General features: G+C 61.9%; 10 protein-coding genes and 1 tRNA gene. 4 read left to right on the top strand and 7 right to left on the bottom strand.

Annotated features, from left to right (window positions below; genetic code table 11):
* The first annotated feature begins 8 nt into the window (after nt 1-8).
* Nucleotides 9-85: transfer RNA gene (locus A477_RS0110935), tRNA-Pro, on the top strand.
* A 257-nt stretch (nt 86-342) separates the two neighbouring features.
* On the opposite strand, the gene A477_RS0110940 is transcribed toward A477_RS0110935, so the two are convergent.
* Nucleotides 343-567, bottom strand: coding sequence for a hypothetical protein (locus A477_RS0110940; protein WP_017199033.1), 225 nt, complete (start codon nt 565-567; stop codon nt 343-345).
* A gap of 127 nt (nt 568-694) precedes the next feature.
* On the opposite strand from A477_RS0110940, the gene A477_RS0110945 reads away from it, so the two are divergent.
* A complete protein-coding gene (locus A477_RS0110945) occupies nt 695-1,960 on the top strand; it encodes a helix-turn-helix domain-containing protein (protein ID WP_017199034.1) in 1,266 nt (421 codons plus the stop codon).
* 75 nt (nt 1,961-2,035) lie between these two features.
* Here the strand turns inward: A477_RS0110945 and A477_RS0110950 are convergent, their stop codons facing one another.
* Together A477_RS0110950 and purD are read right to left on the bottom strand one after the other, a co-directional pair.
* On the bottom strand, nt 2,036-2,974 hold the full coding sequence (locus A477_RS0110950; RefSeq protein ID WP_017199035.1) for a phosphoribosylaminoimidazolesuccinocarboxamide synthase: 939 nt from the start codon (nt 2,972-2,974) through the stop codon (nt 2,036-2,038).
* 2 nt (nt 2,975-2,976) lie between these two features.
* Nucleotides 2,977-4,287 (bottom strand): phosphoribosylamine--glycine ligase, encoded by a 1,311-nt coding sequence (gene purD, locus A477_RS0110955; RefSeq protein ID WP_026005529.1) that lies wholly within the window; start codon nt 4,285-4,287, stop codon nt 2,977-2,979.
* Nucleotides 4,288-4,447: 160 nt separating this feature from the next.
* Between purD and A477_RS0110960 the strand changes: the two genes are divergently transcribed.
* Together A477_RS0110960 and A477_RS0110965 are read left to right on the top strand one after the other, a co-directional pair.
* On the top strand, nt 4,448-5,464 hold the full coding sequence (locus tag A477_RS0110960; RefSeq protein WP_017199036.1) for an asparaginase: 1,017 nt from the start codon (nt 4,448-4,450) through the stop codon (nt 5,462-5,464).
* A gap of 23 nt (nt 5,465-5,487) precedes the next feature.
* The gene (locus A477_RS0110965; protein ID WP_017199037.1) at nt 5,488-5,892 is read left to right on the top strand and encodes a sterol carrier family protein; all 405 of its coding nucleotides are present in this window, start codon (nt 5,488-5,490) and stop codon (nt 5,890-5,892) included.
* 64 nt (nt 5,893-5,956) lie between these two features.
* On the opposite strand, the gene A477_RS0110970 is transcribed toward A477_RS0110965, so the two are convergent.
* From A477_RS0110970 to A477_RS0110985, 4 genes are all read right to left on the bottom strand, one after another.
* The gene (locus A477_RS0110970) at nt 5,957-7,444 is read right to left on the bottom strand and encodes a C4-dicarboxylate transporter DctA (RefSeq protein WP_017199038.1); all 1,488 of its coding nucleotides are present in this window, start codon (nt 7,442-7,444) and stop codon (nt 5,957-5,959) included.
* A 267-nt stretch (nt 7,445-7,711) separates the two neighbouring features.
* Nucleotides 7,712-8,479, bottom strand: coding sequence for an SDR family oxidoreductase (locus A477_RS0110975; RefSeq protein ID WP_017199039.1), 768 nt, complete (start codon nt 8,477-8,479; stop codon nt 7,712-7,714).
* A 34-nt stretch (nt 8,480-8,513) separates the two neighbouring features.
* On the bottom strand, nt 8,514-9,275 hold the full coding sequence (locus tag A477_RS0110980; RefSeq protein ID WP_017199040.1) for an aspartate/glutamate racemase family protein: 762 nt from the start codon (nt 9,273-9,275) through the stop codon (nt 8,514-8,516).
* A 14-nt stretch (nt 9,276-9,289) separates the two neighbouring features.
* Nucleotides 9,290-10,855, bottom strand: a complete 1,566-nt coding sequence (locus A477_RS0110985) for an NCS1 family nucleobase:cation symporter-1 (RefSeq protein ID WP_017199041.1) — start codon at nt 10,853-10,855, stop codon at nt 9,290-9,292.
* Nucleotides 10,856-11,222 lie beyond the last annotated feature (367 nt).

Below are 11,222 nucleotides of genomic sequence, written 5' to 3' on the forward strand. Positions count from 1 at the left end.
CAGCGGATCGGGATGTAGCGCAGCTTGGTAGCGCGCTTCGTTCGGGACGAAGAGGTCGCAGGTTCAAATCCTGTCATCCCGACCACACACGAGAATGGCGTCGAGAAATCGGCGCCATTTTTGCTTTCCCGATTGTTGCCTGGTGAAACCCCATGTGCCGCCAAAGCCGCGGACATTCGTTCACGCTACGCATCCTCGTACACGACACGCGTATCTGGGTGTCACTGGTCCGCATCTGACTCGTGGACGAATATGCGTGTCACCCGCGCACCCCACAAAAAGGCAAAAAAACCCCCGAAGCATCGCTCGTCACGCTCCGGGGGTTTCTTTACTACAATTGTTTTACATAGGGTCAGGCCAGTTACCGATGGACATCGTGGTGACTGTCGTTTCGGTCGTGTCCTTCTTGGGTGTTGTGGTGGTGGACCGCATGGGGTCCGGCCAGTTACCAATGGCGCTTACTGTGCTGGTATCTGCTGCAGGAGCAGCGGAGACAACCCCGGGAGCCGCAACCGCGAACGTCAGTGCGCCCGCCACGGCCACTGAAGCGATGATTTTCTTGAACATGATGTAGTACCCCAATGCGAGTCGGATTCGTTACGGAAATTGCACGGTCCCTGTTGACATACATTGTAAAATGTTTTCCACAGAGACTGTCAAGGTTTTGGTCAAAAGACACCTGTAGGAGGGACCCGTGGGAAACGGATTCGGCGAGAAGCTACGTGCCGAACGGCTCGAACGTGGGTTAACGCAGGCAGAGCTCGGCAAAAACCTGTATTCGCCCAGCTACATTTCGCTGCTTGAGACAGGCCGGCGCGAGCCCACGGCCGAAGTCATCGAGGAGCTGGCCCGCAGGCTCGAACTTGCACCGAAGGCCTTGGAAGCGTGGAGCCAGCCGGTCTCCGTCAGTGATGCCGAGTATGTCCTGGCCGGTCTTTACGCCCGGCAGGCCTGGGACCTCCGTGACTACCAACTCGCCGCCAGCCACGCAGCCACAGCGGCGCAGATTGCCCTTGAGGCCAAGAACAACAGCGCCTGGTGGAACATGACGTACATGCAGGCCGAGTGCGTGATGAAGCAAGGCCAGTTGAAGGAATGCCAGCAGATCGTCGAGCACCTCCTGGAACACCCCATGGCCACCGAATCCGCTGGCCTGGGGGTACGCGCCTGGCAGATGCTTGCCGCGGTGTGTCACGGCCAAGGTCAGCTGGCCACCGCCGTCGAACATGCCAAGCGTGCCGTAAAGCTCAGCGAGCAACTACCCAAGGGGTCCACGCTCATCATCGGTGCGCACCGCGCGCTGATTGGCGCCCTGGCCGAGAGCGGCAAGCTGGACGAAGCCTGGCAGTATTGCCTGGCGATGATCGAGCACATGGACGAGCACTCCATGTCGCAGCTGGCCGGTGAAGTGGCGTGGGTGGTGGGCAACGTCGCCTTCATGCGCCACGACTATGTAGAGGGCATCAAGCACCACGAACGTGCAGCAAAACTCCTCTCCCCCGCCAACGACATTGAGCTGTGGGCCCGCTTCAACAAGGCGTCCGCAGCGGTTCGACTGTCCTCGGGGATTGTGGAACCGGAAACGTTGTCCGCCATTGAGCGTGCAGAACTCGCGCTGTCCATTGTGGGCGGAAACAAGACAGACCAGCTTGAGGTCGCCTTCATCCGCGCCCGCTGGCTGTACCTGACCGGTGACATTCCGGCCGCCGTCGAGAAACTCCGCGAAATCTACGCAGACCGCAAGGTATTGGCCCGACACACCGCCGGCGAAGTTTCGCTGCTGCTGGGCAAGTCCTTGAAAGCAGCAGGGGAAGCCGCGGAGGCGCTTCAGTTCCTGGAAGAGGCGCAACACGACTTCAGTGCGGCAGGAGCGTCGGACCGTGTTCAGCAGGCCATGGACGCGGTGTTGGAGATCCGCCTCGCCGAGCGCCGGGCCGCGAAAGAACACTCGGAAGCCTGATTAACCCAAAACTGGGGGACAGCACGCTCCCACTGACCGTTCAGTGGAGCATGTGCTGTCCCCCAGCTGGGTCAACTAGGCGAAGGTGCGGCCCGTTAGCTTCTCGTAAGCCTCCACATAGCGGGCACGGGTGCGCTCCACAACCTCGGCAGGCAGTGCAGGCGGCGGAGTGTCGGAGGACTTGTCCCAGCCTGACTCGGCTGAGGTCAGCCAGTCCCGGACGTACTGCTTGTCGTATGACGGCTGCGACTGTCCCGGTGCGTAGGTGGATGCATCCCAGAACCGCGAGGAGTCCGGGGTGAGGACTTCATCGCCCAGCGTGATGATGCCGGTGGCCGCGTCGATGCCGAACTCCACCTTGGTGTCGGCCAGGATGATGCCGCGTTCGCGGGCGATCTCCTCGGCGCGGGTGTAGATCTTCAGCGTGAGTTCGCTGAGGCGGGCAGCGATGTCGTCGCCCACCATGGCCACCACATCGTCGTACGTGATGTTGACATCGTGCTCGCCAACTTCAGCCTTGGCAGAAGGAGTGAAGAGTGCCTTTTCCAAGCGTGAACCGTCAACCAGGCCCTCGGGCAGCGGAATGTTGCAGACCGTGCGGGATTCCTTGTATTCAACCAGGCCGGAGCCGGTGAGGTAGCCACGCGCGATGCATTCCACAGGGAACATGTCCAGCTTCTTGCAGATCATGGCCCGGCCCTCGACGGCGGCAGGAACGCCGCCCTCAACCGTGGACGCCAGCACATGGTGCTCAACATCCAACTGATCGAACCACCACAAGCTCAGCTGCGTCAGGACGCGGCCCTTGTCCGGGATTTCGCTGCTCAGCACATGATCGTAGGCGCTGATGCGGTCGCTGGCGACAACCAGCACGCACTCCTGGCCGATCTTTTCCGTGATTGCTTCGTCTGCCGGGACGTAGAGGTCGCGGACCTTGCCCGAGTAGACGTGCGTCCAGCCCGGAAGTTCCAGCGTTTCGGTTTCGAAGCCGCCGGTAGGGATGCCCTCAGTCATGCTCAGGCCTGCACTTTCGGAATGGTTCCTGTAGCCGTGTACGGAACGCGGATTTCGCCGCGGGCGGCTTTGCCTCCGATGTCCGTACGGAACTGCGAGCCTTCAAGCTGAACCAGCTCAACGCCGTCGTACGCCTTTTCACGGGCCTCAACCAGATCTGAACCGAGCGCGACAACAGCAAGGACACGGCCGCCGGCCGAGACCACTTTGCCTTCGTCATCCAGCTTGGTGCCAGCGTGGACTACGTGGACACCGTCCAGTTCGTCCACCTTCTTCAGGCCACGGATGCGATCGCCCGTGCGGGGTGCGTCCGGGTAGTTTTCGGCAGCAACGACGACGGCGACTGCTGTGTCCTTGGACCAGCGCAGCTCTTCTGCCGTGTCCAGTTCGCCCTTGGCAGCTGCCAGCAGAAGCGCACCGAGAGGGGTCTTGAGGCGAGCGAGGACGGCCTGCGTTTCGGGGTCGCCGAAGCGAACGTTGAACTCAATGACGCGCATGCCGCGGGAAGTCAGGGCGAGACCGCAGTACAGGACACCAACGAAAGGGGTGCCTCGGCGGGCCATCTCGTCCACGGTGGGCTGGGCCACGCGGTCGATGACTTCCTGAACCAGGCCATCGGGGGCCCATTCAAGCGGGGTGTACGCGCCCATGCCGCCGGTGTTGGGACCTTCGTCGTTATCGAAGATGCGCTTGAAATCCTGCGCCGGGGACAACGGGACGGTGTTGCGGCCGTCGCAGAGGACGAACAGGGAAACCTCGGGGCCGTCAAGGAATTCCTCGATGACCACTGTTCCACCGGCGTCGAAGCACGCCTGGGCATGTGCCAGGGCCTCAGCGCGGTCCTTGGTGACCACCACGCCCTTACCGGCAGCCAGGCCGTCGTCCTTAACGACATACGGGGCGCCAAAGGTATCCAAGGCGTCGGCAGCTTCGTCAGCGTTGGCGGCAACGCGTGCCATAGCCGTGGGAACGTTGGCTTCAGCCATGATCTGCTTGGCGAACGCCTTGGAAGCCTCCAGCTGGGCTGCTTCCTTGCTGGGACCGAACACCGGGATGCCGGCTTCGCGGACTGCGTCGGACACACCGGCAGCCAAGGGCGCCTCGGGTCCTACGACAACCAGGTCCACGCCCAGCTTGGTGGCGAGGGCGGACACGGCTTCCGGGTTGTTCCCGTCAATCGCATGGGTGGGAACGAGTTTGCTGATGCCCGCGTTGCCCGGGGCCGCGTGGACCTCGGAAACGTTGGGGTCTTCAAGCAGAGAGCGGACAATGGCGTGTTCGCGGCCGCCTGGGCCAATGACGAGTACCTTCACAGTCCTCAAGGGTACTTTGTGAAGGGCGCCCCGGCCTAAGCTGTGTCATTCACCGGACCTGTGGATACGGACCACCGCGCACGGCTCGCGTGCACGGGATCACGCGCGCGGGCGCGCGTATGACCGGGGAACCGCCCTGCCGCGCCCCTAGACTTGCTTCATGCCCATAAGTTCGCATGAAACGTTCAACGTTGAGTCCGCGGTGGAACTGGCAGTGATCGAACGAAGTGGCTTCATTGAGTCCCGGCACATCGGCGCGGCCGTGGTTCTCGCCGGTGACGGCTCGGTGGTCACCCGTCTTGGTGACATCGACGCCCCCATCCTCGCCCGCTCCACCCTCAAACCCTTCCAGGCCCTGGCTTCCATGCAGTCCGGCGTGCCCCTTCGCGGCGCGCAGGTTGCCGTGGCTTGTGGCAGCCACACCGGTTCCCTGGATCACATGGACGTTGTGGAGGGGATGCTGAAAGCAGCGGGTGTTAGAGAAGAAAACCTCCAGTGCCCCACCGCTTGGCCCCAGGACGAAACGGCCCGCAACTGGCTGGTCCGCTCCGAACGAGGACAATCCAAACTGGCCTTCAATTGCTCCGGCAAGCACGCAGCATTCCTATGGGCTTGCACCGAAAACGGCTGGGACCTGCGCAGCTACCTCGAACCAAACCACCCACTGCAGCAGCGCGTTCGCTCAGTGATTGAAGAATACAGTGGCGAAACCATTTCCCACTTGGGCATCGACGGCTGCGGAGCACCTGTTGCCGCCATCTCGCTGACCGGCCTCGCCCGCTCCTACTCCCGCTTGGCCAAGTCCCCGGGCGATAAATCGTCCAACGCGCGTGCCGCCACCATCGCCACGTCCATGCTCGATTACCCCTGGGCCGTCCAAGGCAAGGGCGAGCCCAACACGATCGTCATGGAAGAGCTGGACGTCCTGGCCAAGATCGGGGCCGAGGGCGTCCTGGTCCTGGCAACTCCCACAGGCGCCACGGTGGCCGTGAAGATGCTGGACGGGAACCTTCGCGCTACGTCCTTGGTTGGACTGACTCTCCTGGCCGTGAGCGGTGCCGTGGACATCCCGGCAGTTTCCAGCGTTCTGGAGCGCGTGGTGGAGCCCGTGCTCGGCGGCGGCCACGAGGTGGGCAAGATCCGGCTGGGTCACGCTGTCTCCGCCCTGCTGGACTAGTACTTCTGAGGAGAAGAACACCTATGGCTGTTGCACGACGTCGCGTCAACATAGAGGAAGGCCGCGCCGCCCTGGCAGCGTGGCAGGCCGCCGTCGAGCCTTCCGGCAGTACAGGTGAGCCTGCCAGCGTTGCCGGCCACACGCCGTCGCGCTCTTTAATCGCGACGGCGGTCCGCTACTCCCTGGAGGAAGTCACCGCCCGCGCGCCCGGCAACTCCGTGGAAGTCCGCGTGCCACCGTTCGGTGTGACGCAGTGCGTGGAAGGACCCCGCCACACGCGCGGCACTCCCCCGAACGTGATCGAGTGCGACGCCGCCACCTGGCTTTCGTTGGTAACGGGCCGGATTTCCTGGGCAGACGCAGTTTCGGACCACAAGCTGACTGCGTCCGGCTTGCGTGCCGACCTCTCGGAGTTGCTGCCCCTTTAGCGGGCATTTAACCAGCTGAGGCCCCTCAAGAATCGTCTTGGGGGGCCTCATGCTTTGGGCTGTACTAGTCCGGGCAGACCGGGGCGGATGGTTGGCCCCGTTTGCTCATTTCGAACTGAGGAATGTCCTCCGCGGCCGGGCCGCCGCGGAACTTGGGCGAAGGCTCCTGGCCGCCGCTGATGCGCTCGAGTTCCTGTTCCTCGAAGACTTCTTCCTTGCCGAGCATGATGGCGGAGTCGTGGTTGGTGATCTCGCCGTTGAAGGCGCGGAGCATGACGCTGCGGTCAAACTGCCCTTCCCATTTGGCCACGACGAACGTTGCCACGCAGTTGCCCAACAGGTTCACCACAACGCGCATGGAATCCATGAGGCGGTCGGCTCCGAGGAGGAGCGCGACGCCGGCGACCGGGAAGATGCCCAGCGCAGCTGCTGTGGCGGAGAGTGCCAGGAACGACGAACCCGGTACGCCGGCCATGCCCTTGGAGGTCAGGAGCAGGACGCCCAACGCCGCCAGCTGCTGGCCAAGGTCAAGGTTGTGGCCGAAGGCCTGCGCCAGGAACAGCAGTGAAATGGACAGGTAGATTGCGGCCCCGTCCAGATTGAAGGAGTAGCCCGTGGGAACCACCAGGCCGGTGGTGGCACGGGAGCAGCCGGCGTTGGTCAGCTTGGTCATGATGCGCGGCATGACTGCTTCAGTGGAAGCGGTGCCGAGTGCCAGCAGGAATTCTTCACGGGTGTACTTCAGGAACGCCCACAGCGGAACCCGGGCGAAGCCCCAGGCCACCAGGAAAAGCAGGCCGATGAAGATGATCGCTGCTCCGTAGCAAGCCGCAATCAAGAGCGCGTAAGTGCTCAGCGTGCCGAGTCCGTACTGTCCGATGATGAAGGCCATGGCGCCGAACGCGCCAATGGGAGCGACTTTCATGATCCAGGACATGATCTTGAAGATCAGTTCCAGGACGGTTTCCATGAGGCTGATGACCGGAAGGCAACGTTCGCGACCAATGACCACGATCGCTGCACCGAAGAAGACGGAGAAGAACAGCACCTGAAGCAGGCTGTTGTTGGCAAAAGCACCGATCACGCTGACGGGAATGACATCCAGGATGAACGCTGCGGCGTCCTTGGGAGGCGCGTTGCCGGTCTTGGCGTTGAGCGCGTCCTGGGAAAGCGTAGCGGGGTCGATATTAAGGCCAGCACCAGGCTGAACGATATTTCCGACGATGAGCCCGAAGACGAGGGCGAAGAGAGTGGCGCCGGTGAAGTACAGGAGCGCTTTGACCCCGACCCTTCCGACCGCCTTGACGTCGCCCACTGCCGAGATGCCGGTAACGATCACCAGGAAAATCAGCGGGGCGATGATCATCTTGATGAGTTGAATGAATCCATCACCCAGTGGCCGGAGGGCGGACCCGATGGTCGGCCAAAAATGACCGATGAGTACACCTGCGACGACGGCGATCAGGATTTGAAAAAAGAGCGACTGGTACAGCCGCTTTTTCTTCTGCGGGGCCGAACTCGCCTTCAGCGCCGCGGAGTCTGGGATCTTCATTGATCTGAACCAATCAGTTGGGAACGGCCCCACATTTTGAGGGGGTTTTTCAAATGTAAGCCTGCTCACATCATTCCGCAAGGGGAAATAACATTTCCATAATATGGAAAGTCACAATTGGTTTGAAGCCCGGTTGATGGTGCGTCCACCACCTTCTTTGGCGCGAGAATGCCCGTGACACACCCTTCTAGAGGCGTGTCACGGGCATTCAGGATTCAAAGTTGGTGGTGGCGGTACACGCCCTCGGTCCGGGGCGGTGCTGTGGGGCTAGCCGCGGCCCACGAAGGGCATGCCGGCAGCGGTCACCACCAAGGAGCCAACACTGGCCGACGCCGGCATGTTGGCCATCATCAGCACGGCACGGGCTGCGTCCTCCACAGGAAACATGGGCTCCACCTTGCGGCTGCCGTCAGCCTGCAGCGCGCCGGAGCCCACGCCTATGGTGTCCATGATTTCGGTACGGGTATTGCCGATGTCGATCTGCCCGCACGTAATGCCGAACTCCCTGCCGTCGAGCTCGATGCTCTTGGTCAGGCCCGTCATCGCGTGCTTGGTCACCGTATAGGCCACGGATTTGGGCCTGGGCGAGTGCGCCGAAATGGAGCCGTTGTTGATGATCCGACCACCTTGCGGCTCTTGCGCCTTCATGGCCCGCACTGCCTCCGCGGCGCACAACATGGAGCCCGTGACGTTCACGCGAAGCGTTGCTTCCCACTCGTCCACACTGATGTCGCCCACGTCGCCCGCCGGCCCAAAAATGCCGGCATTGTTGAACAGAACATCAACCCGACCCCAGCGTTTGCGGACCTCCGCGAAAAGGCGGGCCACGTCGTCGGGTGCTGTTACATCGCAGGGTACTGCCAGCGCGTCCGGATGGTCGCTGGCAGTTTCCAGGAGTTGCGCCTCCCGGCGTCCGGCAAGCGCAACGCGATACCCCTCTGCGAGCATCAGCCTGGCGACTGCACGCCCAATACCTGAACCGGCCCCGGTCACGACGGCGACTCTTGAGTTTGCGGGAGGGCTGGAGTCAGTCATGTGGTTGCCTTTCGGGGAATTACCAGTGGCAGCGTCAGCGTGCGGCTTCAGCAGGCTGGACCGCTGCTGGCTGGGCTGCTGTTATCGGCCAGCCTATGACAGTCTTCGGGCGCGGAGTGGCGTAGGTCCTGACCTTGGACGTGGACAGGCCGAGGCGGACCAGGGACTCGGCGATGGTGACCGCCGCGGCCACTCCATCCACCACGGGGACGCCTGTACGCTGGCGGATTTGTTCGTCGAGTCCGGCCATGCCGCCGCAACCGAGAACAATAACCTCGGCTTTGTCGTCCTTAACGGCTTGTTCCGCCTGGCCCACAATGGCTTCGACCGCACGCTCCGGGAATTCCTCCAGCTCCAGCACGGCCATGCCGCTGGCCCTGACAGAAGCGCAACGTGCGTCCAAACCGGCCAGCTTGAGCCGGTCCTCGATGAGCGGGACGGCACGGTCAAGCGTGGTGACCACTGAATACTTGTGGCCCAGGAACATTGCAGTGCTGGCTGCTGCCTCGGTGATATCAACCACCGGGACGTCGAGGAGTTCCTGGAGGCCTTCGCGTCCGTGCTCGCCATAGCCGGCTTGGATGACGGCGTCGAAAGGTTCGGAATAGTCCACCACCGCATCCATGACGGCGATCGCGGCGAGGTAGCTTTCAAAGTTGCCTTCGCAGGAGTCGGCGCCGAAGCGAGGCGTGATGCCGATGATTTCGGTGCCAGGGGCCGCTGCGGCACGGGCCTGCGCTGCGATGGAGTCCGTCATGGACTGGGTGGTGTTTACGTTTGCGACAAGGATGCGCATGGATTTCCTCAGTGTCAGTGGGTGCTGGCGACGGCGATCGGCTCGCCGGAGACGTCCTCGTGGACCTGCTTCCTGTCCGCGACCGCGAAATACGTCAGCGCTGCGACGCCGGCTCCGATGAACCAGGCGAACGGAGCAGCCGCGGCCAGCGCGGGGATGAAAGCGATGGCGATGGCGAGGCCTGCTGCCGGGAGCATCGCGATAATGGCCTTCGGGTTCACGCCGCGCTTGTAGAAGTAGGCGCCCTTGGGGTCCTCCGTGTAGAGCTCCGGGACATTGACCTTGCCTCGACGGACCAGCCAGTAATCGGCCATGACCACACCGAACAGTGGCCCGAGCAAGGCACCAAGGCCACCCAGGAAGTACACGATCACGATCGGGTTGTTGTAGAGGTTCCACGGCAGGATGATCAAGCCGATGGTGCCGCTGACCCAAGCCGCCTTGCGGAAGTTCAGGTGCCGCGGGAAGAGGTTGGTCAGGGCGTAGACCGGAGCTACGAAGTTGGCCATCAGGTTCACGGCGATGGTCAGGATCAACAGGGCCAGGCAAGCAAGGACCAACAGAAGCGTATTGGGAATGCTCTCAACAATGTCCGACGGACTCTCGATCACGGTGCCGTTGATCTTGTACTGCCCACCGGCCATGACGACGACGATGGCGCCGAAGACGAGCATATTAATGGGGATGCCCCAGAAGTTGCCCTTGACGATGGACTTCTTGGAAGCCGAAGACCGGGTGAAGTCGCAGAAGTTCAGGACGAACGTTCCGTAGATGGAAACCCACAGGGCACCGCCGGCGAAGATGGTGAGCCACATTTCGGTACCCTCGAGGCCCTTGATGCCGCTCCACTGGATGGCGCCGCCGGCTTCGATGAAGACCCATACGGCGATCGCTGCCATGGTCACCAGGATGATGGGACCGGCGAAGGCCTCATACTTGCGGATCATCTCCATGCCGAAGCTGACGATGACCAACTGGACGATCCAGAGTGCCACGAACGAAAACCAGCCCAAGGTTGAGAGGCCAAGGATGGAGTTGCTGTCCAGGTCCTTCAAGCCCGGCGCAATGGCAACGAGCATGACGCGGAGGACCACGGATGCCAGATACGTCTGGATGCCGAACCAAGCAACGGCAACAGCGCCGCGAACCAGGCTGGCGATCTGCGCTCCCCTGATGCCGAAGCTAATGCGGCTCATGACAGGGAAGGGAACACCGGTCTTCTCACCCATGAACCCGGAAAAGTTCAGGAGCGCGAACAAGAGGATGGCACCGATACCGAGGGCTACCAGGATCTGCCAACCACCCAGACCGAGGGAGAACAGGCCGATGGCGAAGGCATAGTTACCCAGGCTGTGGACGTCATTGGCCCAGAGGGTAAAGATGCTGTAGCTGGTCCACTTCCGGCCCTTGGCCTTGGTGGGTGCGAGGTCGATGTTGTAAAGACTGGGACTGATGGTACGGCCTGCGGCTTCGGAAGCAATAGCGCAGAGGTCAGTGTTTCCCACGACCGGATGGTTGGGGCCACCTGCGTTTGCGTCTCCCGGAGCCCCAGTGACGCCGACTGATGAAGTCGTCTGCATCGTGGATCTCCACTTCGTACTGATTCCATAATGCGGAATCTAGTTATTGAATAGTGAAAGCACTCTATGACTCAGGTCACGTAACGTCAAGGTTTCCCATGTATGCAGGGTCACATTCGGTTGCTTGGTCGACAGTTTCCCAGTTGACTGTTTCGGTTACGCAATCCGTGTTGACGCTGCCCAACCAGCAGACGTAATCTCGAATTGCAGAATTTTATTCTCACAATACGAAATTCCTTGAGCGCCCCCACAGAGCAAGCGCCCAGACATTCAATGAAGAGAGGTTGGACGTGGCTGCAGGAGAAGAGACCTCACACATCCTCAGCGGGTTGACTGCCCAGCTGCCTGATCGTGATCCGGAAGAGAC

The organism is Arthrobacter sp. M2012083, assembly GCF_000281065.1.
Taxonomy (GTDB): Bacteria; Actinomycetota; Actinomycetes; order Actinomycetales; family Micrococcaceae; genus Arthrobacter.